We start from the raw sequence: 22,688 nt of genomic DNA on the forward strand, positions 1-22,688 counted from the left end.
CGTTCAGGCCCGCTTCGACACCAGCGTCAGGATGTCGTAGCTCGCCACCACCTCGTCGAGCTGGTTGGTGACCTCCACATCCCACGCGACCACGCCTTGGCCGACGCCGTTGGCGTCCTTCTTGTTGCGATCGATCTTGCGCTTGGCCGTGAGGCGCGCGCGGATCGTGTCGCCGATGCCGACCGGCTTGACGAAGCGCAGCGTGTCCAAGCCGTAGTTGGCCAGCACCGGCCCCGGCGCGGGCGACACGAATAGGCCGGCCGCCGCCGACAGCACGAAGTAGCCGTGCGCGATGCGCTTGCCGAAGGGCGATTCCTTCGCCGCCACTTCGTCGAAGTGCATGTAGAAGTAGTCACCCGAGATGCCGCCGAAGGCGACGATGTCGGCCTCGCCCACCGTGCGACGATGCGTGAGCAGCGAGTCGCCGATCTGCAGGTCCTCGAAGTGCTTGCGGAAGGGATGCGATTCGCTCTCTTGGCGTGCCGCACCGCGCATGTACTCGCCGGTGATCGCCGCGATCATGGTCGGCGAGCCTTGCACCGCCGTGCGTTGCAAATAATGCTTCACGGCGCGGATGCCGCCGAGTTCCTCGCCACCGCCGGCGCGGCCCGGGCCACCGTGCTTGAGCTGCGGCAGCGGCGAGCCATGGCCGGTCGATTCGGCGGCGGCTTCGCGGTCGAGCACGAGGAAGCGGCCATGCAAGGCAGCCACCGCGGGGATGACGCGCGCCGCCGTCTTCGGGTCGCGCGTGACCAGCGTGCCGACCAGGCTGCCGCGTCCGCGTGCGGCCAGCGCCACCGCCTCGTCGATGCCGTCATAGGCCATCAGCGTGCTGACCGGGCCGAAGGCCTCGACGTCATGCACCGCATCGTGTTCCATCGGCTTGCGGCTCAGGAGCAGCGTCGGCGAGAAGAACGCGCCGTTGGCCACGCCATCGCCCACCGGCGCAAAGCCGTCGCGCGCACCGTAGACCAGCTCGGCGCCCTGCATCAGCATCGCAACGCGTTCCGACACGTCGTCGAACTGCGCACGCGAGGCCAGCGCACCCATGCGCACGTCCTCACGCGTCGGGTCGCCGATGACGGTCTTGGCCAGGCGTGCGCGCAGTCGGTCCGCGACCGCATCGACATGCTGGCGCGGCACGATCGCGCGGCGGATGGCGGTGCACTTCTGGCCGGCCTTGGTGGTCATCTCGCGCGCCACCTCCTTCACGAAGAGGTCGAACTCCTCGTCGTCGGGCGTCACGTCGGGCGCGAGGATCGCGCAGTTGAGCGAGTCGGCCTCGGCATTGAAGGGGATCGAGTTGCGCACGACGTTCGGATGCACGCGCAGCTTGGCCGCGGTGTCGGCCGAGCCGGTGAAGGTGACGAAGTCCGAGCCGTCGAGACGGTCCAGCAGGTCGCCCGTACCACCGATGACCAGTTGCAGCGCGCCTTCTGGCAGCAGGCCCGATTCGTTGATGAGGCGCACCAGCGCCTCGGTCAAGTAGCTGGTCGCGGTGGCGGGCTTGCCGATGCAGGGCATGCCGGCCAGGAAGCTGGGCGCGAACTTCTCGAGCAGGCCCCAGATCGGAAAGTTGAAGGCATTGATGTGCACGGCCACGCCCTGGCGCGGCACCAGGATGTGCGTGCCGGCAAAGCCGCCCTTGCGGCCGAGCGGCATCGCCGGGCCTTCATGCACCAGGTTGCCCGAGGGCAGTTCGTTGCTGCCCATGCTGGCATAGGCCAACAAGGTGCCGGCGCCGCCTTCGATGTCGATCCAGCCGTCGGCACGCGTGGCGCCCGTGTGGGCCGAGATGGCATAGAGCTTTTCCTTGTGCTGCGCGAGGTACTTGCCCAGCGCCTTGAGGCGTTCGGCGCGCTGCTGGAAGTCCAGCGCCAGCAGGGCGGGCAGGCCGACCTTGCGCGCATGCGAAACGGCCTCGCCGAAGTCGAGTTGCTCGGCATGCGTGTGGGCTACGGGCTGGCCGTTGATGGCGCTGTTGAGCGTCTGCGCGGCCTGGTTGCCAACCCAGCGGCCGGCGATGTAACTCTGGAGAACGTTGGTCACTTGTGAATGTCCCTAGCTAGTTGTGTGAAAGAGGATCAGGCGTGGGCCGGCGCAGCGTCGTCGCGCTGCGCATTGCCGATGCCGAGATAGGTATCGATGATTCGACGGTCATGCAGCAAATCGCTGGCCGCGCCGGACAACGCGACCGCGCCGGTCTCCAGCACGTAGCCGCGGTCGGCCACCTGCAGCGCCGCCCGCGCGTTCTGCTCGACCAGCAGCACCGAGACGCCGTGGTTGCGCAGCGAGGAAACCACCTGCAGCACTTCGCGCACGATCAGCGGTGCGAGGCCGAGCGAAGGCTCGTCGAGCATCAGCAGGCGCGGCCGCGCCATCAGCGCACGGCCGATGGCCAGCATCTGGCGCTCGCCGCCGGAGAGCGTGGAGGACATCTGCTCGCGCCGCTCGCGCATGCGCGGGAAGATCTGGAAGACTTCTTCCATGCGCGCCTTCTGGTCGCGCTGGCCCTTGCGCCAGCGGTAGAAGCCGCCCAGCAGCAGGTTGTCTTCCACCGACATCTCGCCGAACAGCTCGCGCTTCTCCGGCACCAGCGCCACGCCGCGCGCCACCATGGTCTCGACGGTCGGTCGTGCGATGCGCTCGCCGGCCAGCGTGAGCGAGCCAGTCGATGGCAGCAGGCCCATCGCCGCGCACAGCAGCGTGGTCTTGCCCGCGCCGTTGGGGCCGATGACGGTGACGATCTCGCCTTCGCGCACGTCGAGCTGCACGCTGTGCAGTGCCTCGACGCTGCCGTAGGCGACGCTGAAGGCGTCGAGTTCGAGTAGCTTGTTCATTTGATCCTTCCGCTGCCCTGCGAGCTCAATCCGCACCACCCAGGTAGGCATCCAACACGCGCTGGTTGGCTTGCACCTCGGCCGGCGTGCCTTCCGCGATGACCGTGCCGAACTCCAGCACCGTGATGCGGTCCGCCAGGTTCATGACGAACTCCATGTCGTGCTCGACCACCAGGATGCCGAGGCCTTCGGCGCGCAGTTGCGAAAGCAGTTCTGCCAATGCGCGCTTCTCCAGGTGGCGCAGGCCGGCGGCCGGTTCGTCGAGCAGCAGCACGGCCGGCTGGCTGGCCAGCGCCCGCGCGATCTCGACCACGCGCTGCTGACCCAATGCCAGCGAGGCGGCGGGCGTATCGGCATGCGCGCCGAGTCCGCAACGTTCGATCTGATGCCGCGCCTCGGCCAGCAAAGCCGCCTCTTCGCCACGGTCCAGCCGCAGCATCGACGCGATCCAGCCGCGCTTCGCGCGCAGGTGCCCGCCCAGCGCGACGTTCTCGATCACGCTGCGTTGCCCGAGCAGGCGCACGTGCTGGAAGGTGCGGCTCAGGCCCAGCGATGCGAAGTCGCGCGCAGGGTGTTCGCGCATGGGCTTGTCCATCAGGCGCACTTCGCCTTCGGTCGGATCGTCCACGCCCGAGATCATGTTGAAGAAGGTGCTCTTGCCCGCACCGTTCGGTCCGATCAGCGCATGGATCTCGCCGGCCTTCACGTTCATCGTCACGTCGTTGTTGGCAACGAGGCCGCCGAAGCGCTTGGTGACCTTGGACGACTGCAGCAGCACCGTGCCGCGCGCCGGCAGCACGCGCCGCGCCAGCGTCGCCATGCCGCGCGGTGCTCGCGCCGTCTCCGGCCGCAGGAAGCGCTGGCCCAGGCGCTCCAGCGCCGGCCACAGGCCTTCCGCGAAGCGCTGCAGCACCAGCAGCATCAGCAGGCCGAACACGATCACTTCGAAGTTGCCGCTGGTGCCGAGCAGGTTCGGCAGCACGTCCTGCAGCTTCTCCTTGAGCAGCGTGATCAGCGCCGCACCCAGCACCGCGCCCCACAGATGACCGGCACCGCCGACCACCGCCATGAACAGGTATTCGATGCCGATGTTGAGGTTGAAGGGCGTCGGGTTCACGAAGCGCTGCATGTGCGCATACAGCCAGCCGGAGATCGCGGCCAGCAGCGCGGCCAGCACGAACAGCTTGATGCGATAGCGGGCCGTGTCCACGCCCATCGACTCGGCCATGAGCCGACCGCTCTTGAGCGCCCGCACCGCGCGCCCTTCTCGCGAATCGAGCAGGTTGTGCAGCAGCCACAGGCCGAGCAGCAGCACGCCCCAGATCACCACGCCGAGCGCACGCGGCGAGGCCAGTGACCAGCCCGCGATGACCAGCGCCGGCACGCCGGTGATGCCGGTCTGCCCGCCGAGGAACTCCATGTTGCCGAACAGGTAGTAGAGGCTCAGGCCCCAGGCGATGGTGCACAGCGGCAGGTAGTGGCCCTGCAGCTTGACCGTGACGGCACCGAGCATCCAGGCCAGCGCGAAGGTCAGCGCCAGGCCCAGCAGCAGCCCGACCCAGGGCAGCAAGCCGGTGCCGACCACCGCGCCGACCGTGGAGGCCGCCATCGGCGAGGTGCAGGTCCAGGCCGTCGCATACGCGCCCATACCGACGAAAGCCGCCTGCCCGAAGGAGGTCATGCCGCCGACACCGGTGAGCATCGCAAGGCCCACCGCGACGATCGCGTAGAGGCCGATGTAGCTCATCACCACGACAGTGAATTCAGGCAGCCAGTTCCAGATCACCGCCAGCGCCAGGACGGCGGCGAGCGTGAGATGGCGGCGCGTGAGGAAACCGTTTGCCGATGTCTTCGGCAGCGAAGTGTTGTTGGCGGAGGTGGTCATTCCTCGTCCTCCACATGATGGCTGCGCAGCGAACGCCACCACAGCACCGGGATGATCAGCGTGAAGACCAGCACTTCCTTGAAGGCGCTGGCCCAGAACGACGAGAAGGATTCGAGTTGCCCCACCAGCAAGGCGCCGAGCAATGCGGCGGGATAGCTCGCCAGGCCGCCGACGATGGCAGCGACGAAGCCCTTCAGGCCGATGAGAAAGCCGGTGTCGTAGTACACCGTGGTCAGCGGTGCGATCAGCAGGCCAGACACGGCGCCGATGAGCGCAGCCAGGGCAAAGCTCACATCACCCGCCAGCTCGGTAGGGATGCCCATCAACCGCGCCCCGACGCGGTTCATTGCGGTCGCGCGCAAGGCCTTGCCGACCATCGAGCGGCCGAAGAACTGGAACATCAGCACGACCAGCACGAAGGTCACGCCTATGACGACGAGCGACTGTCCGCTCACCTGCAAGCCACCCAGCTCGAAGCGCGCTTCCGAGAACGCCGGCGTGCGCGATCCTTCAGCGCCGAAGAAGAGAAGCCCGAGCCCCACCAGCACGCCATGCAGCGCGACGGAGACGATCAGCAGTGTCAGCACCGTGGCATTGACCATCGGCCGAAACGCGAGGCGATAGAGCAGCGGTCCGAGCGGCATGACCAGCACCAGCGTGGTGAAGGCCTGCGCCGCCACACCCGCGGGCCGCCACACCAGTGCGAGCGCACAAGCCAACGCAGGAAAGGCCACGCACCACAGAATTGCGGAGGCCCATTCCACCGTGGCGCCCCGCTTCCAGCGCCAGGCCTCGACGATGAGTGCCGCCGCAGCCAGCACCAGCAGCAACCACAGCGTCGGGGGCACGCGACCGGCCTGCATCATGGCCATCGACAGCGCGCCGAAGGCGACGAACTCACCCTGCGGAATGAAGATGACGCGGGTGACGGAGAACACCAGCACCAGAGCCAGCGCCATCAGTCCGTACACCGCGCCATTCACGAGGCCGTCCTGCGCAAGCAGCAGGGCGATCTGTGCGTCCATAAGAAATTACCTCGAGCGAGAAGGTGGGAAGATTTCGTAGCGAGCGCCTCGAGGTCGGGTCGAGGAGCGGAACCGTACTCTCGTACGGTGAGCACCGCAGGCCCGAGATCGGGGCGCGCAGTAGAAAGATTCCTACCTTCTCAAGGTTGGTATTTCCAGGCGCCGTTCTCGATCTTGACCATCACGCGTGCGCGTTGGTCCAAACCCAGGTGGTCGGTCGGCGACATCGTGAAGATGCCGTGTGCACCAGGCATTTCCTTGATCTGCTCCAGCGCATCGCGCAGCGCAGCGCGGAACTCCGGCGTGCCGGGTTGCGCCTTCTTCAGTGCCACCGGCACCGCGGTCGTCATCAGCAGGCCGGCATCCCAGGCATGGCCGCCGAAGGTCGAGACGCTGCCCTTGCCGTTCGCGCCTTCATAGGCGGCGATGTAGGCCATCGCGCTCTTCTTCACCGGGTTCGAGGCGGGCAACTGGTCGGCCACGAGCACCGGGCCCGAGGGCAGGAAGGTGCCTTCGACATCCTTGCCGCCGACACGCAGGAAGTCGTTGTTGGCCACGCCGTGCGTCTGGTACAGCTTGCCGGCATAGCCGCGTTCCTTCAGCGTCTTCTGCGGCAGCGCGGCGGGCGTGCCCGAGCCGGCGACCAGCACCGCATCGGGCTTGGCCGACATGATCTTCAGCACCTGGCCGGTGACCGAGGTGTCGCTGCGGCTGAAGCGTTCGTTGGCGACGATGGTCAGGCCCTTGAGGCCCGCGGCCTTGCCGAATTCCTGGAACCAGCCTTCACCGTACGCATCGGAGAAGCCGATGAAGCCCACGGTCTTCACGCCCAGTTTCTGCATGTGCTCGGCAATGGCCAGCGACATCATGATGTCGTTCTGCGGCGTCTTGAAGACCCACTTGCGCTTGTCGTCCATCGGCTCGACGATGCGCGCCGACGCGGCCATCGAGATCATCGGCGTCTTGGCTTCGGAGATGACGTCGATCATCGCCAGCGAGGCCGGTGTGACGGTCGAGCCCAGCACCACGTCGACCTTGCTTTCCGTGATCAGCTTGCGCGTGTTGGCCACGGCTGCCGTCGTGTCCGACGCATCGTCCAGCACGATGTAGTTGACCTTCTGCCCGCCGATGGTCTTGGGCATCAGCGCGATGGTGTTTTTCTCCGGAATGCCGAGCGATGCCGCCGGGCCGGTGGCCGACAGCGTGACGCCGACGTTGATGTCGGCCTGCGCGGCCAGCGCTGCGCCGAGCAAGGCGATCAGCAGCAGGGGTTTGAACGATTTCATGGGTGGTCTTCTCCGGAGTGAATTTGGAAAGGAATGCTTGAAAAATTGAGGCGAAAAGCGCTCGGGCGTTAGTGGACGGTGTTCATGCGTTCCCCGTCATCGGGATGTACCCGCGCGCCCGGTTACACCACTAGCGCTCATCAAAAGAGAGGACCACACGCTCCGTCAACGGATGCGCCTGGCAGGTCAGGATGAAGCCGCTCGCCACTTCCTTCTTGTCCAGCGCGAAGTTGCGCTCCATGCGCACCTCGCCCTCGACCACCTTGGCGCGGCAGGTACCGCACACGCCCGACGTGCAGGAGTAAGGCACCTCCATGCCCGCAGCCGATGCCGCGTCGAGGATGCTCGGCTGGTTCTTGGTGAACGAGATCTCGCGTTGCAGGCCATCGCGGATGATGACGATGCGCGCCGTCTCGGCGTCGCCGGGCTTGGCTTCATGCACCACCGCGCCCACAGGCCCCGTCGATGGCAACGCGACGCCGAAGCGCTCGATATGAATGCGCTCCTCGGGCACGCCGGCCTCGAGCAGCGCGGCCTCGGCCTCGTCGTTCATCTGGAACGGCCCGCACACGAACACATGATCGATGCCGCCTGCGGGCACCACGCTCTTGAGGAACTCGCCGATCTTCTCGCGGTTCATCAGGCCGTGGTTGAGCGGCGCGTCGGTGTGCTCGTCGGAGAACACCATCTGCAACGACAGCCGCGTCATGTAGCGGTTCTTGAGGTCTTCGATCTCTTCCTTGAACATCGTCGACTGCAAAAGGCGGTTGCCGTAGATCAGCGTGAAGCGGCTCTTGGGTTCGCGCGCGAGCACGGTCTTCATGATCGACAGGATCGGCGTGATGCCGCTGCCGCCGGCGATGCCGACATGGTGGCGCTTCGATGCCGGGTCGAGCGGCACGAAGAAGCGGCCCTGCGGCGCCATGACCTGCACGGTGTGGCCGGGTTGCAGGTGCTCGTTGATCCAGTTGGAGAACACGCCGCCGCGCACCTTGCGCACGCCGACGCGCAACTCGCCGTCGTCGACACCGGCGCAGATCGAATACGAGCGGCGCAGGTCCTGCCCGTCGATGTCGGTGCGCAGGGTGAGGTACTGGCCCTGCGTGAAGCCGAACACTTCGCGCAGGTCGGGCGGCACGTCGAAGGAGACGATGACGGCCTCTTGCGTGTCGGGCTCGATGGCGCGCACACGCAGGGGATGGAACATGACGGACATGGTGTTCTCGCTCAGATCGGCTTGAAATGCTCGAAGGGTTCCTTGCAGGCCAGGCAACGGTAGATCGCCTTGCACGCGGTGGAACCGAAGGCCGCGAGCCGCTCGGTGTGGAAGCTGCCGCAACGCGGGCAGGCCAGTTGTTGCGCCTCGCTGCGGCGGCCGAAGAAGCGGATGGGCACGGCTTCGCTGGAGGTCGCCGGGCCGGGTGGCGCGATGCCGTATTCGGCCAGCTTGCGGCGGCCTTCGGCGCTGATCCAGTCGGTGGTCCAGGCGGGCGCGCGGCGCAGGCTCACGCGCGCCGGGCCGAGGCCTGCCGCATCGATCGCTGCGAGCACGTCATGCTCGATCACCTCGGTGGCCGGACAGCCGGAGTAGGTCGGCGTCAGCACGATCTCCAGCGCGTCCTCATGCGCGATCACGTCGCGCACGATGCCGAGGTCGCGCACCGACACGGCTGGCACTTCGGGGTCGAGCACCGTCGCGAGCACGTCCCAGGCCGCGCGCGTGCGCTCGTCCTGCTCGGGTGCTGCGCAGAGCGCCACGGTCACCACACGCCCCCGGGAAAGCTGCGTTGCAGATACTGCATATCGGCCAGGATGAAGCCCATGTGCTCGCTGTGCACGCCGCGCTTGCCTTCGCTGCGGAAGGCGGAATCGGCGGGCATCTGCAAGCCGGCTTCGTCGAGGATCAGTTGCATCTCGGCCTGCCACGGTGCCTTCAGCTCGGACCACAGCGGACCCATGCCGTCTGCATGCGCCTGCTCGTCCGCGGCATCGGTGTCGAACATCTCGGCGGCATAGCGCCACAGGTGCGCCAGCGCGGCCTTCATGCGTTCGCGCGATTCGTCGGTGCCGTCGCCCAGTCGCACCACCCAGTCGCCCGAATGCTGCTGGTGGTAGCGCGCTTCCTTCAAGGCCTTGCCGGCGATGGCCTGCACTTCCGAGTCGCTGGAACTCGCGAGCCGTTCCCACAGCAGCTTGAGCCAGGTCGAGACCATGGTGTTGCGCAGCACGCTGACCGCGAAGTCGCCGCGCGGCAGCTCGACCAGCGTGAGGTTGAAATAGTCGCGCTCGTTGCGCAGGAAGGCGAGCTGGTCTTCGTCGTGCTGCTGGCCCTCGATCTCGCCGGCACGCGTCAGCAGGGCGCGCGCCTGGCCGATGAGATCGAGCGCGATGTTCGACATGGCGATGTCTTCCTCGAGGATGGGCGCGTGGCCGCACCATTCGCCGAGGCGTTGCGCGAGGATCAGGCAGGTGTCGCCGATGCGCAGCAGGTATTGCGCGGGAGGCGTCAGCTGGAGTTCGATGGAGGCTGTGGACATCGCGCGCTCACATGTGGTCTACGGCCTGAGGGAGCGCGTAGAAGGTGGGGTGGCGGTAGACCTTGTCCTCCGCCGGATCGAAGTACATGTCCTTCTCGCCCGGGTCGCTGGCCACGATCTGCTCGGACAGCACGACCCACACGCTGCAACCTTCCTGGCGGCGGGTGTAGACGTCGCGCGCCATCTGGATCGCCATCTTCGAATCGGCGGCATGCAGGCTGCCGCAATGCTTGTGGTCCAGGCCCGCCTTGCTGCGGACGAACACTTCCCACAACGGCCATTCGTTTTCGACTGAGCTCATGCTGCTTCCTTGAGATTGGTTTGCTTGCGTGCGTGTGCGAGTGCGGCGTCGCGCACCCATGCGCCGTCTTCCCATGCCTTGACGCGGGCGTTGAGCCGTTCGCGATTGCACGGCCCGTCGCCGCCGATCACGCGCCAGAACTCGCTCCAGTCGATCGGGCCATGGTCATGCGCCTGGCGTTCCTCGTTCCACTTGAGGTCCGGGTCGGGCAAGGTCACGCCGAGGATGCGCGCCTGCTCGACGGCGGCATCGATGAACTTCTGACGCAGGTCGTCATTGCTGAAGCGCTTGATGCCCCAGCGCATGGATTGCGCACTGTTGGGCGACTGGTCGTCCGGCGGACCGAACATCATGATCGACGGCCACCACCAGCGATTGACCGCGTCCTGCACCATCGCCTTCTGCGCATCGGTGCCCTTGGTCATCATCGTGAGCAGGGCTTCGTAGCCCTGGCGCTGATGGAAGCTCTCTTCGCGGCAGATGCGGATCATGGCCCGCGCATAGGGCGCATAGGAGCAACGGCAGATCGGCACCTGGTTCATGATGGCCGCGCCATCCACCAGCCAGCCGATGGTGCCGATGTCGGCCCAGGTCAGCGTCGGGTAGTTGAAGATCGAGCTGTACTTGGCCTTGCCGCTGTGCAGCGCATCGAACATCTGGTCGCGCGAAGTGCCGAGCGTTTCTGCCGCGGCATAGAGGTAGAGGCCGTGGCCGCCCTCGTCCTGCACCTTGGCCAGCAGGATGGCCTTGCGCTTGAGCGTCGGCGCGCGCGAGATCCAGTTGCCCTCGGGCAGCATGCCGACGATCTCCGAATGCGCATGCTGGCTGATCTGCCGCACCAACGTCTTGCGGTAGTGGTCGGGCATCCAGTCCTTCGCCTCGATGAAGTCGCCGGCATCGATGTGCGCATCGAAGTTTTCTTCCAGGCGCATCTCGTCGGCGGAGCGCACGACCTTCTTGCCGTCGGGCTCCTTGCCCATCGTGTCCATGGCTTGCGTGTACATGAGCTGTTCTCCTTGTTCAGCGGGGACGTTTGTCGACCACGCGGCGGGCCTTGCCGGTCTGCGTGCGCTCGATCGTGTTCGGGTCGAACACGCGGACTTCGGTCGAAATACCGACCAGCGTCTTGATGCGGTGCTGCACCCACTTGGCCACCGCGACGCGATCGCTCTCGGAGATGATGCTGTTGGGCTGCAGTTCGCAATGCACCTCGACCTGGTCGAGCAGCCCTTCGCGGCTGATGTGCATCTGGTAGAGGCCGGTGAGCGCCTCGTGCGCGAGCACGATCTCCTCGACCTGCGTGGGGAACACGTTGACGCCGCGGATGATCATCATGTCGTCGCTGCGGCCGACGATCTTGCCCATGCGGCGGAACGAGCGCGAGGTCGGCGGCAGCAGGCGCGTGAGGTCGCGCGTGCGGTAGCGGACGACCGGCAGGGCTTCCTTGGTCAGCGAGGTGAAGACCAGTTCGCCCTCCTCGCCGTCGGGCACCAGCTCGCCGGTGATCGGGTCGATGATCTCGGGATAGAAGTGGTCTTCCCAGATGACCGGGCCGTCCTTGCTCTCGATGCATTCGCTGGCGACGCCCGGGCCCATCACTTCGGAGAGGCCATAGATGTCGACCGCGTCGATGCCGGCCTTGTGCTCGATGTCGTGGCGCATCGCCTCGGTCCACGGCTCCGCGCCGAAGATGCCAACCTTCAGCGAGCTTTCGCGCGCATCGATGCCCTGCCGCGCGAACTCCTCGATCACCACCTGCATGTAGCTCGGCGTGACCATGATGATGGACGGCTTGAAGTCCTGGATCAGTTGCACCTGCTTCTCGGTCTGACCGCCGCCCATCGGTACCACGGTGCAGCCCGCGCGCTCCGCGCCGTAGTGCGCGCCGAGGCCGCCGGTGAACAGGCCATAGCCATAGGCGATGTGGATCAGGTCGCCGGGACGTCCGCCCGCGGCACGGATCGAACGCGCGACGAGTTCGGCCCAGGTGTCGATGTCGTTCTTCGTGTAGCCGACCACGGTCGGCTTGCCGGTGGTGCCCGACGATGCATGCACGCGCGACAGCTTTTCGCGCGGCACGGCGAACAGGCCGAAGGGGTAGTTGTCGCGCAGGTCGGACTTCACCAGGAAGGGGAACTTCGACAGGTCGCTGAGCTGTTTCAGGTCGCCCGGCTTCACGCCCTTGGCATCGAAGGCCTTGCGGTAGTGCGGCACGTTGTCGTAGGCGCGTTGCAGCGTGTCCTTCATGCGTGCGAGCTGCAGCGCGGCGATCTCGTCGCGGCTGGCGGTCTCGATCGCCGACAGGTCGCCGGGGGCGGGTTGCTTCACGGGCATGTTCTTGTCTCCTCTTCAGGCTGGCAGCGGGTCAGGCGGGCTGGACAGCCGGCTTGCCCTTCATGGTGTACGAGCGGCCGCGGAACACCGCCAGGCGCTCGCCGCGCTGGTTGGTGACCTCCGTGTCGTAGACGCCGGTGCGCCCGGACTTCGACACCTCTTCGCATCGCGCGACGAGTTCGTCGCCGAGCCTGCCCGGCGCCATGAAGTCGATGCCGAAACCGGAGGCCACCGTGAGTTCGTTGTACGAATTGCAGGCGAAGGCGAAGGCCGAATCGCACAGCGTGGCGATGAAACCGCCGTGGCAGATGTCGTGGCCGTTGAGCATGTCTTCGCGCACCTGCATGTGGATCGTGGCGCGGCCGGGCGCGACCTCGACGATGCGCATGCCGAGCGAGCGCGTCGCGCGGTCGTTGCGCAGCATGCCTTCGCGGACATGCTCGGCGGTTTGTTGGGGCGTTTGGACTTCAGTCATGGGAAGCGAATGGGTCAGCGGTCGGTGAAGGTCGGCGCGCGCTTGTTGCGGAAGGCATCGACGCCTTCGAGGTAGTCGTGTGCACTGCCCAGTTCGGATTGCAGCGTGGCCTCCAGTTGCAGGGCCTGGCGCATGTCCATGCCTTGCGCTGCGGTCAGGGCCTGTCGCGTCGCGACCAGCGCGCGCGTCGGCATGCCGGCGAGGCGCGTGGCCAATGCGTTGGCTGTCTCGAGCAGCGAGGTGTCATCGACGCACTGCCAGATCATTCCCATCTGCGCCGCGTCGGCCGCGGGCACCTTGTCGCCCAGCATGGCCAGGCCCATGGCGCGGGCCGAACCGATCAGCCGCGGCAGCAGCCACGTGCCGCCGGTATCGACGACGAGCCCGATCTTCGAGAAGGCCTGGATAAAGCTGGCCGAGCGCCCCGCAACCACCAGGTCGCAGCACAGCGCGAGATTGGCGCCCGCACCGGCAGCAACCCCGTTGACCGCAGCAATCACCGGCACCGGCATCGAGCGCACGCGCTCCACCAGCGGCGCGTAGTTGGCCTCGATCAGCTTGCCCAGGTCCTGCCCCGGCGCAGCCGCCGGGTCGCTCAGATCCTGCCCCGCGCAGAAGCCGCGCCCCGCGCCCGTGATGATCACGCAGCGCACCGACGCATCGTTCGCGGCGGCATTCAAGGCCGCCAGCAGCTCCGCATGCATCGCGCTCGTGAAGCTGTTCATCGCGGTGGGACGGTTGAGCGTCAGCGTGGTCACGCCGCCTGCCTGTGCTACCAAAATCGTGGGTTCTGTCATCTCTCTATTGCTCTTAAAACATTATTGACCGACCGTTCGGTAGAGTTTATTATTTCCCGACTTCGCTGCGCAAGTCGTTTGACCTAGTGCAAACCCTAGCCCCCAAGAAAACAGAAGGAAGAGACATGCCCTGCTACTCCATCGAAGGCGTCGTGCCGGTGGTCGACCCGAGTGCCTACGTGCACCCCACCGCCGTGCTCATCGGCGACGTGATCGTCGGCCCCAACTGCTACATCGGCCCCAATGCCAGCCTGCGCGGCGACTTCGGTCGCATCGTGCTCCACGCCGGGGCCAATGTGCAAGACACCTGCGTGATGCACGGCTTTCCGGAGCAGGACACGCTGATCGAGGAGAACGGCCACGTCGGTCACGGCGCGGTGCTGCATGGCTGCGTGATCCGGCGCGATGCGCTGGTCGGCATGAACGCGGTGGTGATGGACGAGGCCGAAATCGGCGCGAATTCCTTCGTCGCGGCCTGCGCCTTCGTGCCCGCCGGCATGAAGGTGCCGCCGCGCAGCCTAGCCGCCGGCATGCCCGCCAAGGTCAAGCGCGAACTCAGCGACCAGGAGATTGCCTGGAAGCTCGACGGCACCCTCACCTACCAGGAACTCACGCGCCGCTGCCAGGCCAGCCTGGTCGAGGTCGCGCCGCTTGCCGCCGTCGAGGCCGATCGGCCGCGCGTACAGCATGCGCCGGTGAAGACGCTGATCGCCACCAAGCGCGACGAGTAGGCGCCAGCCCATGCCGCGCGGAAGAGCCGCCACCTACGAAGACCAGCGGGAGATGATCCTGTCCCGCGCCGCCGCGCTGTTCGCGAAGCGGGGCTATGCCTCTGCCTCGATGAACCAGGTCGCGGAGGCCTGCGGGCTGTCCAAGGCCTCGCTGTATCACTACTACAAGGACAAATACAGCCTGCTCGTCAGCATTGCCGAAGGGCACGTGTCGCGCCTGGAAGCCCTGATCGACGACGAGGCCGCCGCCCATTTGCAAGGCGAGGACAGGCTGCGCCACCTGATCCACCGCATCGTGGCCGAATACGCCAACGCCCAGGACGCGCACCGCGTGCTGACCGAGGATGTGAAATTCCTGGAACCCGAGGACCGCGAGCGTGTGCTCGACAAGGAGCGCCACGTCGTCGCCGGCTTTGCGCGTGCGGTGTCGGAGATGCGCGCGGGCCAACCCAGCGCGCACCTGTCGAAGCCGCTGACCATGCTCCTGTTCGGCATGATCAACTGGATGTTCACCTGGATGAAGCCCGACGGCGAACTTGGCTACGACGCCATGGCGCCGATCGTGGCGGACCTGTTTCTGGGTGGCATTGGCGAGGTGCGGCTGCCGGAAGCGGCAGCCACGGCCGACCCGCACGCCCGCACCATCTGAAACAAGAGCGCGCCCCTTCGTGGGCACCCGCGGAGCCGGGTTCGCCGGGCCGCTCGGTGCGCTCCCCTTGGGGGGAGCGCCGCAGGCGCGTTCGGGGGTGGGTCAGCTTCCGCTCGACGCCTCGGTCATCTTCGCGATCACCTGATCCAGGCTGAAGCTTGCCGCCTTCTGCCGAGGCGGGAATTCCTTGAAGGTCGCGAGGAACTCCCCGACGATGGCCTGCGCCGGCACCAGCAGGTAGATGTGCCGGAACATCCAGTCGTAGAAGGTGTTCGATGTGATCTGCGCACGCTCGTACGGGTCCATGCGCAGGTTGAAGATGTAGGGCGTGCGCAGCACCACGAAGGGCTCCTGCCAGATCTTCAGCGTGCCCGTGACGCGCTGCTCCATGAACAGCATCTTCCAGTGGTCGTAGCGGATGGCCGCCACGTCGCCCTCGTCGGTGAAGTAGATGAAGCCGGGACGCGGGCTCTTCTTCTCCTTGCCTGAGAGGTAGGGCACGAGGTTGTAGCCGTCGAGGTGCACCTTGAAAGTCTTGTCGCCGATCTTGTGGCCCTTCTTGAGCTTTTCCTTGATGTCGGGCTCGCCCGCCGCGGCCAGGATGGTCGGGAACCAGTCGAGGTGGCTCACGATCTCGTTCGATTCCGATCCGGCCTCGATCACGCCAGGGAAGCGGACCACCAGCGGAATGCGATAGGCGCCTTCCCAGCTCGAATTCTTCTCGTTGCGGAAGGGCGTCGTGCCCGCATCCGGCCAGGTGTTCATGTGCGGGCCGTTGTCGGTGCTGTACTTGACGAAGGTGTTGTCGGCGATGCCGAGTTCGTCCAGGAAGTCGAGCATCTCGCCGATGCACTTGTCGTGGTCGATCATCACATCGTGGTACTCGGACTGCCAGCGGCCGGACTGCCCGCGGCTTTCGGGCTTCACGTGCGTCCACGCATGCATGTGCGAGGTGTTGAACCACACGAAGAAGGGCTCGCCCGCGTCGTGCGCGGCCTGGATGAACTTCTTGGCCGCGGCCATGAATTCGTCGTCGCAGGTTTCCATGCGCTTCTTGGTGAGCGGCCCAGTGTTTTCGATCTTCTGTCCGCCCTTTCCATCGGCCCAGCAGTGCAGCACGCCGCGGGGTCCGTACTTTTTCTTGAAGTTGGGGAAGTCCTTCTCGTTCGGGTAGTCGACTTCCTCGGGCTCCTCTTCCGCGTTCAAGTGGTAGAGGTTGCCGAAGAACTCGTCGAAGCCGTGCATGGTCGGCAAGTGCTCGTCACGGTCACCCAAATGGTTCTTGCCGAACTGGCCGGTGCGGTAGCCGAGCGGCTTGAGCGCCTCGGCGATGGTGATGTCCTCGGCCTTCAAGCCCAGTTCCGCGCCGGGCAGCCCCACCTTGGTCAGGCCGGTACGCAAGCCGCACTGCCCGGTGATGAACGACGCACGCCCGGCCGTGCAACTCTGCTCGGCATAGGCATCCGTGAAGATCATGCCTTCCTTGGCAATCCGGTCGATGTTGGGCGTGCGGTAGCCCATCATGCCCTTGGTGTAGCAGCTCAGGTTCGACTGACCGATGTCGTCGCCCCACATGACAAGAATATTCGGTTGCTTGGTTTTCGTCGCCATTCTGTCGCTCCTTGCGTTGGGATCGCCGCCGGAAAGGCAGCACTGCACCAGCGGCCACAGCCTCGGTGAGGAAGCGATCTTCCGCGCGGTGCATGGCGTCGCAACTAGCTTTTGGTATAGCGGTGCGAGGTGCCTGTCCCGCTCGCAAGAACTGCAGGGGATGCATGGGATGCAAGAGAGCCCCTCCCATCTCAGCTTGCTGATGCCCAGAAGACAGACTTTCAATGCCGCCAAGGGCAACAGTCCATGTTGCATTTTCCCCATATTTATTGATAAATGACTAGCAAATCCAACATACTCCAGCATGCCCCCACCCACCTTAGCACTCGAACTAGCTGTCATGGCGCTCGCCGACCAGCAGCCACTGCTGCGCGCGCGCGATCTGGCAGAGCATGGACTCCCCACGATGGCACTCAGCCGGCTGGTCGCGGCAGGGAGGATCGAGCGGGTCGCCCGAGGTGTCTACAGCCTGCCAGGACGCACACTGAGCGAGCACCGCTCTCTGGCAGAGGTCGCCATTCGCGTCCCGCAGGGCATCGTCTGCCTGCTGTCCGCGTTGCGCGTGCACGGGTTAGGCACGCAAGCGCCGTTCGAGGTCTGGATCGCGATCCCCCGCAACTCACCCACGCCCAAACTCGACCAGCCTGCACTGCGTGCCATCCGCATGTCCGGCCCCGCACTGTCCGAAGGCGTCGAACTCATCGAAATCGATGGCGTCAGCGTTCCGGTCTTCAACGCTGCCAAGACCATTGCCGACTGCTTCAAATTTCGCAACAAGATCGGCCTGGACGTTACGCTGGAAGCGCTACGCGACGGATGGGCGCAGCGGAAGGTGACGATCGACGCGCTCGGGCACTACGCGACGATCGATCGCGTATCCAACGTGATGCGGCCCTACCTCGAAAGCGTCATCACTTGAGCCGCAACATCGCTGGGTCGATCCGCGCCCGGCTGAAGCAAATTGCAGATGCCAAGAAGCAGGACTTCAACTTAACGCTCACTCACTACGGCCTTGAGCGCCTGCTGTACCGCTTGTCCATCTCATCCAGCGCCTCCAACTACCTGCTCAAGGGCGCACTGCTGTTTTCGCTCTGGTACGACCAGCCACATCGGCCCACTCGCGACGTCGACCTATTGGGGTTCGGGCCAGACGACGTCGCGTCGACTGTGAGCGCGTTCCGTGAGATCTGCCAGATTGCAGTGGACGATGGGATCGCTTTCGATGCTGCGTCAGTGCAAGGTGCAGTGATCCGCAAGGAAGCCGGCTACGGAGGCGTTCGGATCGATCTGCGAGCGACACTGGATGGTGCACGAATCGCGCTGCAGGTGGACATCGGCTTCGGCGACGCGGTCACTCCGGCGCCGGAAGCCGTAAGTTACCCGGTACTACTCGAAGACTTGCCGGCCCCGCAGTTGCGCAGCTATCCCAAGTACACCGTCGTGGCCGAAAAGTTCCATGCGGTCTGCCTTCTGGGCATGGCCAATACCCGGATGAAGGACTACTTTGACCTCTGGGTGCTGATGACCGAGGGGACGTTGGACACCAGCGAACTGCGGCGTGCCATTGCAGCCACTTTCGAGCGCCGGAAGCTTTCGATGCCCAGCAACCTCCCTACAGGCTTGAGCGAAAGCTTCTCCGATGACAGAGCGAAGAAGGCGCAGTGGGCGGCATTCTTGAAGAAGAACCGCCTTGAGGCGATGGACCTCGCGCACGTCGTGACACGACTGCGAGAGGAGTTCCAGAAGTGCCGCGCGTTCTGACGCCCCGCACCAATCCACCCAACGAATGCGAAGCGCCGCAAACTGAAAAGCCCTTGATCCGTCTGGAATCAAGGGCTTTTGATATTTGGTGGCCTGGGGCTCTCCCACAAGATGTCCGCAAACCCGCTTGGGATCTACGTTCTCACCTTCCGCACACCATCAGTTACTGCACGAGTTACTGCAGCGAGCGACCATTGGACCCGCCCTCAATCCAGCCAATGCCATGCACGCTAAGCTTATCAGAGGCCTATGGGATCCAAAAGCTGACACGGGGCTTGGGGCAAGTCCCAAGCTCCAAAGATAAACAATTGGGGCGCTCTACCTAGGCGTCGGTTTCGACCGCCAAGGACCATCCGCTAAGGACCAATCCGTAACTGCAAGGGGTGCTGTACCTGCTTTGCAGGCCCGGCTGAGAAAGTTCCTTTGATTCGCGCGATCGGCAACGGGGACCGCATCGACCCCGCCCCGCGCCGGATCGACGTGGTGAGCATCCCGGTGTTCTCGAACACGCTCGATTGGACTGATGTTGTAGGCCGCGTCGTTGACTATGCGCGGACGATCAGCAATGTCACGTTCCTCGTTGACATCGGCGGGCAGGGCGAGCAATTCGCGCGCCTCTTGGAGCGCGTCGGGATCGGCAACATCGTGCGGGTGCAGTGGGGCGAATTCTGTTTCAAAACCAAGAACAAGAAGCGGTTTCACAACCTGCGTGCGCGGTCGCCAGACTGGGTGAAGGTCATGCGCAAGGGCGCGGTGCCGGCGGGAGCGTTTCAAGCGCAGGTGATCCGGTACATTGCCGAAATTCGAACTTAGGAGCGAGGCGGGAATGGTCAAGAGTCTCATGGTCGGAGCGTCAGGCGCCTTTGTGCTGGTGCTCATCGGGTCGTTGTTTGCCGGCGGTGGCGATGCCATCCGGGCGATGTTCGGGAGGCCGACGGACAATCATTTCGCGTACGTTGCGATCGCTCTTTTTTCATATCTCGCCGGTCAGTTGAGCGTCAATGGCGCATCGTCGTCGGGTCGATTTGACGCTGACTTGCTCGACACGTCGCGTCTCCAATGGTTAGCCACTGTGGCGTTTCTCGCGATCTACATTTGGATTAATCGGGACATGGTGCAGTCGCAGGCACAGTTGGTCGACGGCATTCTGCGATGCGCAGCTTCGTTGCTCGTTTGGGCGTTCGTCGTTTTGATGCCCTGGGCTGCGATCGAGAAAGCCTCGGCGAAAGAGAGGCGGCCGTGATCGCTCCAGGTCGGCGCGCGCTACACGTAGCGATCGTTCGCGCTATCGGGCAGCAACAGGCGAATGGTGCCGGGCTCGCCGGCGGCCACGAAGACCGGCGGCGTGGTGCCGGGGATCGGCAGGCAGAACGCGGCCGTGCCGGTCGCGTCGAAGAGAGCGCCCACCGCATCGAGAACGGCCTGATGCAAGGCCTCGGTGCCGGGCTGTCGCATGGGTTGCCCGCCGTCAGGCCGCGGCGTGAACTTGGCCGTGCCCGATCAGCACTTCGGCCGGAATGCCCAACTCGGCAAGCCGGCGGATCATGTTCAGCGTCAGCGAGCGCTTGCGGTTGAGCACTTCGTAAACCCGGTTCGGCGGGCCGATGTACGGGACCATGTCGGCCACGGACAGGCCAGCTTGATCCATGCGGAACTTGATCGCGTCGACCGGGTCCGGCGGGTCGATCGGGTAGTGCCGCGCTTCGTACGCCTGGACAAGCGTTCCAAGCACGTCGAGGCGTTCACCCTCGGGCGTATCGATTTCGGGGTCAAGGTCGACGAGCGCCGACACTTCGCGCAGCGCGGCGCGATAGGCGGCTTCGGTGCGGATGGCGTGGACTTCCATGATGGCGGCTCCTTTACTTGGACTGGTCAACGGTGGCGGCATCGATCGCATCGTATTGCGCGTGGGTGCCAACGAACTTGATGTAGACGTACTTCATCTTGTAGGCGATGGCGACGATCAGGCGGTAGTCGTTCCCTTTGATGTTGAAGGCCACCCGGTTGTTCGCGATGAAGCTGGCGTTTCTGTAGCTTGCCTTCACGTCGGCCGGGGTTTCCCACAGCGCGGCCGTCGCCTCGCGGTACCACGCGGACAGCGCCGGCTCCGAGTCCTTGTAGTCGGGCTGGCCGTAGAACTCGGTGAGGGCAGACTTGGAAACGATGTGCATGGGGCATTGTAGTCCCAAATTGGGACTAGTGGGTTTCGCGGGCGCGAAAAATCCCGAGCGATAGAAAATGCCGCAAGGACACTTTCACCGCCTACCTTGCGAGTGGCGCCCCATTAGCTGGGCCACTTCTGACCTTCATCGCTGCCCTGATTGCGGCGCGCATCGCTTAGAATTTCGGACACATACAGGCGGACATTTCGAGGCAGCAAGCAGCGACTGCTTCGTGGGCAGCGGCCACGGCTAGGAACAAGCTGCGGCTCGATCTATTCGAGCGCCGGATGGTGTTCTACGACCTTGTGACGAAGCACATGGAAACGGCTCTCGCGACTGGCTTCACTGACGACGAACCTGGTTATGACTTGTCGCACCCGTTCTGGCGAGACATGACGGGCGCGAAGTGGCTCTTCAACAAGAGCGTGTCGCATTGGCTTGTCGTCGAGCTTGCAATGGCTTTGCACGAGCTTCATGTAGCTCAGCGGGCGGCCTTGAGTAGTGCAGAGACGGGGTCATGCCGCTCGATCAGCAGATGGCGAAAGCTACCGCCGAAGGAAAGTTGTCGACCAATTTGGCCGGCGCGATGAAGTGTTCGGGCCGTTCCTGCACCTGACCGACGAGTAGGCGCACAAAAAAACCCGCACGCGGCGGGCTCAGTGGCGTCGGAATGGCTTCGTTACTGGCCCTATGCGGTCATGCTGGTCGGCGTAGTGACGCTCGTATGGCTCTGTGCAAAAACTCGAAGGCGGCTCGCGGCCGACTCGTGGCGCGCAAAGGCGAGGGAATACGTGTCCGCTCGCCCGCTCAAAAACTAGAGGCAATAAAAGCGCGCATCCGCGATCCGCTGGCGAAGTTGGAGTCGTCGTCGCCGCCTCGCCGCGCCTGGACTCGCTTTGACTCCGTGTATATGCCAGCGTTGGTCAACCTTGTCGTTCTCTTCGCTGCGCTCTACGTGGTGCTGGCGAGTGTGTATGGCGACAGCGAACAGAAGTGGGCGTATGGCGCGATCGGGACGATCGTCGGCTTCTGGCTCCGCAAGTAGAAAAGCCCGCACTCGGCGGGCTCGTCGTCGGCGTCAGCGTCCCGATCTCGGAGGGCGACGACGGTTCCTGTTTTCTCTTCGGAAGCGGGCTCCCTACTCGGAGAGACTCCCGCGGGCAAAAAAGTAGCCGGCGCGGGGCCGGCTACTGTGCTCTAGCGCGACTTCTGCGCCTGATCGATGCGCAATCGAGACGGCATTCGATCAATGTTGGGGGTGAGGATGAGAGCGTCATCGCCGCGCTTGTAGGGACAGAATGGTCCTGTGCAGATCGGCTTTGGGTCTGGTGGCTTCGGGCATCCCTTCTCGCAACCGGGAAACACCGGCCAAGTTTTGGGGTCATCAGGCTTTGGCGACGGCGACGGCGACGGGGATGGCGACGGCTTGGGGTCATCGCTCTTTTGCCCATCCATGGCTTCCAAGTAGAGGGGCTTCGCGTTTCGGAGGTCCGCGATCTTGGCGCCGGTTGAGCCGTCGTATACCGCTCCGATTCCTTTTGGGTTGACCATGTAAATGGTCTTCCCGGCAATTAGCGACTGGGCTTGCGCCTGCGCCATGGTGCAGGCGAGTAGCGAAAGAAGTAGAGCAATAACCGCCTTCATGAGTTCGCCTCCGTGTAAGGACAAATGATCAATGCGAACCCGGTGCCAGTCAAGTCAGATGCGTGCCGCCGTGCTGACGCTAAGGGTTGCGCAAGCGACCTACGATGACGAGCGATTCGGCGACAAGACCGGGAGGCTCGATGCGTTGAATGCCGCAAAAACGGACTTCGATGCGCAATTCGCTCGTCGTCACGAACTCTTTGAACCGTTCCTCCGGCTGACCGACGGTTAGGCAAGAAAAGCCCGCACGCGGCGGGCTCGTCCGGGGTGCGGCTGGTTCACGCGGCGACGGTCAGCGCATGGCGCTCGGCAAGCGTGAGCGCTCCATCCCTGGGCCTACGACACGGCCGAGAGCATGCTTAGTGAACGCCTGCGCCGCGAGGATGCAGCAAGGGAAGGGAAGCCATCATGACAGCCCGCAAGCCCAAGCAAGCGAGCGGCGAACTGGGCGCCGCCCTCGATGCCATTCGCGCTCGCGCCGAGCTTGTGATCGTGCGTGACGAGCGTTGCAGCCCGCCGCGCGCGGGCTTTTTTCTGGCACACGAATACAATTGTTCTCCGCTAGGTGTTGACGTGATGTCGGCTGAGAAAGTCCCTTTGAACCTGACTTGGCCGAATGGCTGGGGCAAGAGGGTTTTACTTTGATCTTT

Annotated in this window: 27 protein-coding genes; 9 read left to right on the top strand and 18 right to left on the bottom strand. The window is 64.8% G+C overall.

What is annotated here, in order from left to right; translation table 11 throughout:
• Positions 1-3: 3 nt before the first annotated feature.
• The 13 genes from paaZ to WKW79_RS28875 form a co-directional block, all read right to left on the bottom strand.
• Positions 4-2,049 carry a phenylacetic acid degradation bifunctional protein PaaZ gene (paaZ, locus tag WKW79_RS28815; RefSeq protein ID WP_340338666.1) on the bottom strand — a complete coding sequence of 682 codons (2,046 nt, stop codon included), beginning with the start codon at positions 2,047-2,049 and terminating at the stop codon, positions 4-6.
• Between the two features lie 35 nt (positions 2,050-2,084).
• A complete protein-coding gene (locus WKW79_RS28820; RefSeq protein ID WP_340338667.1) occupies positions 2,085-2,840 on the bottom strand; it encodes an ABC transporter ATP-binding protein in 756 nt (251 codons plus the stop codon).
• A gap of 25 nt (positions 2,841-2,865) precedes the next feature.
• Positions 2,866-4,725, bottom strand: coding sequence for a branched-chain amino acid ABC transporter ATP-binding protein/permease (locus tag WKW79_RS28825; protein WP_340338668.1), 1,860 nt, complete (start codon positions 4,723-4,725; stop codon positions 2,866-2,868).
• Entirely contained in the window at positions 4,722-5,750 is a 1,029-nt protein-coding gene (locus tag WKW79_RS28830) for a branched-chain amino acid ABC transporter permease (protein ID WP_340338669.1), read from the bottom strand. Before WKW79_RS28830 ends, WKW79_RS28825 begins: the two co-directional genes overlap by 4 nt.
• A gap of 140 nt (positions 5,751-5,890) precedes the next feature.
• Complete coding sequence (locus tag WKW79_RS28835; protein WP_340338670.1) at positions 5,891-7,036, bottom strand: ABC transporter substrate-binding protein; 1,146 nt, start codon at positions 7,034-7,036, stop codon at positions 5,891-5,893.
• 130 nt (positions 7,037-7,166) lie between these two features.
• Positions 7,167-8,252: a 1,2-phenylacetyl-CoA epoxidase subunit PaaE gene (gene paaE, locus WKW79_RS28840; RefSeq protein ID WP_340338671.1), complete on the bottom strand. Its 1,086-nt coding sequence runs from the start codon at positions 8,250-8,252 to the stop codon at positions 7,167-7,169.
• An 11-nt stretch (positions 8,253-8,263) separates the two neighbouring features.
• A complete protein-coding gene (paaD, locus tag WKW79_RS28845; protein ID WP_340338672.1) occupies positions 8,264-8,800 on the bottom strand; it encodes a 1,2-phenylacetyl-CoA epoxidase subunit PaaD in 537 nt (178 codons plus the stop codon).
• Positions 8,797-9,573, bottom strand: coding sequence for a 1,2-phenylacetyl-CoA epoxidase subunit PaaC (gene paaC / locus WKW79_RS28850; RefSeq protein WP_340338673.1), 777 nt, complete (start codon positions 9,571-9,573; stop codon positions 8,797-8,799). The genes paaD and paaC overlap by 4 nt, the downstream gene beginning before the upstream one ends.
• A gap of 7 nt (positions 9,574-9,580) precedes the next feature.
• Positions 9,581-9,874, bottom strand: coding sequence for a 1,2-phenylacetyl-CoA epoxidase subunit PaaB (gene paaB / locus WKW79_RS28855; protein ID WP_340338674.1), 294 nt, complete (start codon positions 9,872-9,874; stop codon positions 9,581-9,583).
• Positions 9,871-10,878, bottom strand: a complete 1,008-nt coding sequence (gene paaA, locus WKW79_RS28860) for a 1,2-phenylacetyl-CoA epoxidase subunit PaaA (protein WP_340338675.1) — start codon at positions 10,876-10,878, stop codon at positions 9,871-9,873. Before paaA ends, paaB begins: the two co-directional genes overlap by 4 nt.
• A gap of 16 nt (positions 10,879-10,894) precedes the next feature.
• Positions 10,895-12,208, bottom strand: coding sequence for a phenylacetate--CoA ligase PaaK (gene paaK, locus WKW79_RS28865; RefSeq protein WP_340338676.1), 1,314 nt, complete (start codon positions 12,206-12,208; stop codon positions 10,895-10,897).
• 31 nt (positions 12,209-12,239) lie between these two features.
• Positions 12,240-12,683 (bottom strand): hydroxyphenylacetyl-CoA thioesterase PaaI, encoded by a 444-nt coding sequence (gene paaI / locus WKW79_RS28870; protein ID WP_340338677.1) that lies wholly within the window; start codon positions 12,681-12,683, stop codon positions 12,240-12,242.
• 14 nt (positions 12,684-12,697) lie between these two features.
• Positions 12,698-13,480, bottom strand: a complete 783-nt coding sequence (locus WKW79_RS28875; RefSeq protein ID WP_340338678.1) for an enoyl-CoA hydratase-related protein — start codon at positions 13,478-13,480, stop codon at positions 12,698-12,700.
• A 125-nt stretch (positions 13,481-13,605) separates the two neighbouring features.
• On the opposite strand from WKW79_RS28875, the gene WKW79_RS28880 reads away from it, so the two are divergent.
• Positions 13,606-14,211: an acyltransferase gene (locus WKW79_RS28880; RefSeq protein ID WP_340338679.1), complete on the top strand. Its 606-nt coding sequence runs from the start codon at positions 13,606-13,608 to the stop codon at positions 14,209-14,211.
• Between the two features lie 10 nt (positions 14,212-14,221).
• A complete protein-coding gene (locus WKW79_RS28885) occupies positions 14,222-14,860 on the top strand; it encodes a TetR/AcrR family transcriptional regulator (protein ID WP_340338680.1) in 639 nt (212 codons plus the stop codon).
• Positions 14,861-14,962: 102 nt separating this feature from the next.
• Here the strand turns inward: WKW79_RS28885 and WKW79_RS28890 are convergent, their stop codons facing one another.
• Positions 14,963-16,471 carry an arylsulfatase gene (locus WKW79_RS28890; protein WP_340338681.1) on the bottom strand — a complete coding sequence of 503 codons (1,509 nt, stop codon included), beginning with the start codon at positions 16,469-16,471 and terminating at the stop codon, positions 14,963-14,965.
• A gap of 304 nt (positions 16,472-16,775) precedes the next feature.
• Between WKW79_RS28890 and WKW79_RS28895 the strand changes: the two genes are divergently transcribed.
• The 4 genes from WKW79_RS28895 to WKW79_RS28910 all read left to right on the top strand — a co-directional run bounded on the left by WKW79_RS28895 (position 16,776) and on the right by WKW79_RS28910 (position 19,475).
• Positions 16,776-17,390, top strand: a complete 615-nt coding sequence (locus WKW79_RS28895) for a type IV toxin-antitoxin system AbiEi family antitoxin domain-containing protein (RefSeq protein WP_340338682.1) — start codon at positions 16,776-16,778, stop codon at positions 17,388-17,390.
• Positions 17,387-18,232: a nucleotidyl transferase AbiEii/AbiGii toxin family protein gene (locus tag WKW79_RS28900; RefSeq protein WP_340338683.1), complete on the top strand. Its 846-nt coding sequence runs from the start codon at positions 17,387-17,389 to the stop codon at positions 18,230-18,232. The genes WKW79_RS28895 and WKW79_RS28900 overlap by 4 nt, the downstream gene beginning before the upstream one ends.
• A gap of 423 nt (positions 18,233-18,655) precedes the next feature.
• Positions 18,656-19,045, top strand: a complete 390-nt coding sequence (locus WKW79_RS28905; RefSeq protein WP_340338684.1) for a hypothetical protein — start codon at positions 18,656-18,658, stop codon at positions 19,043-19,045.
• Between the two features lie 13 nt (positions 19,046-19,058).
• The gene (locus WKW79_RS28910) at positions 19,059-19,475 is read left to right on the top strand and encodes a hypothetical protein (protein WP_340338685.1); all 417 of its coding nucleotides are present in this window, start codon (positions 19,059-19,061) and stop codon (positions 19,473-19,475) included.
• A 20-nt stretch (positions 19,476-19,495) separates the two neighbouring features.
• Here WKW79_RS28910 and WKW79_RS28915 read toward each other — a convergent pair whose 3' ends face one another.
• From WKW79_RS28915 to WKW79_RS28925, 3 genes are read right to left on the bottom strand one after another with little or no spacing between them, the layout of a single operon-like run.
• The gene (locus WKW79_RS28915; protein ID WP_340338686.1) at positions 19,496-19,687 is read right to left on the bottom strand and encodes a hypothetical protein; all 192 of its coding nucleotides are present in this window, start codon (positions 19,685-19,687) and stop codon (positions 19,496-19,498) included.
• 13 nt (positions 19,688-19,700) lie between these two features.
• Positions 19,701-20,078: a helix-turn-helix domain-containing protein gene (locus WKW79_RS28920; RefSeq protein WP_340338687.1), complete on the bottom strand. Its 378-nt coding sequence runs from the start codon at positions 20,076-20,078 to the stop codon at positions 19,701-19,703.
• A gap of 13 nt (positions 20,079-20,091) precedes the next feature.
• Positions 20,092-20,403 (bottom strand): type II toxin-antitoxin system HigB family toxin, encoded by a 312-nt coding sequence (locus tag WKW79_RS28925; protein WP_340338688.1) that lies wholly within the window; start codon positions 20,401-20,403, stop codon positions 20,092-20,094.
• A 901-nt stretch (positions 20,404-21,304) separates the two neighbouring features.
• On the opposite strand from WKW79_RS28925, the gene WKW79_RS28930 reads away from it, so the two are divergent.
• A complete protein-coding gene (locus tag WKW79_RS28930; RefSeq protein ID WP_340338689.1) occupies positions 21,305-21,439 on the top strand; it encodes a hypothetical protein in 135 nt (44 codons plus the stop codon).
• Positions 21,440-21,591: 152 nt separating this feature from the next.
• Here the strand turns inward: WKW79_RS28930 and WKW79_RS28935 are convergent, their stop codons facing one another.
• A complete protein-coding gene (locus WKW79_RS28935) occupies positions 21,592-22,038 on the bottom strand; it encodes a hypothetical protein (RefSeq protein WP_340338690.1) in 447 nt (148 codons plus the stop codon).
• Between the two features lie 58 nt (positions 22,039-22,096).
• Here WKW79_RS28935 and WKW79_RS28940 point away from each other — a divergent pair, with 58 nt between their 5' ends.
• Positions 22,097-22,270, top strand: a complete 174-nt coding sequence (locus WKW79_RS28940; protein ID WP_340338691.1) for a hypothetical protein — start codon at positions 22,097-22,099, stop codon at positions 22,268-22,270.
• A 176-nt stretch (positions 22,271-22,446) separates the two neighbouring features.
• Positions 22,447-22,683: a hypothetical protein gene (locus tag WKW79_RS28945; RefSeq protein ID WP_340338692.1), complete on the top strand. Its 237-nt coding sequence runs from the start codon at positions 22,447-22,449 to the stop codon at positions 22,681-22,683.
• The last annotated feature ends 5 nt before the right edge of the window (positions 22,684-22,688 follow it).

It is taken from the genome of Variovorax robiniae (assembly GCF_037889955.1).
GTDB classification, from domain to species: domain Bacteria; phylum Pseudomonadota; class Gammaproteobacteria; order Burkholderiales; family Burkholderiaceae_C; genus Variovorax; species Variovorax robiniae.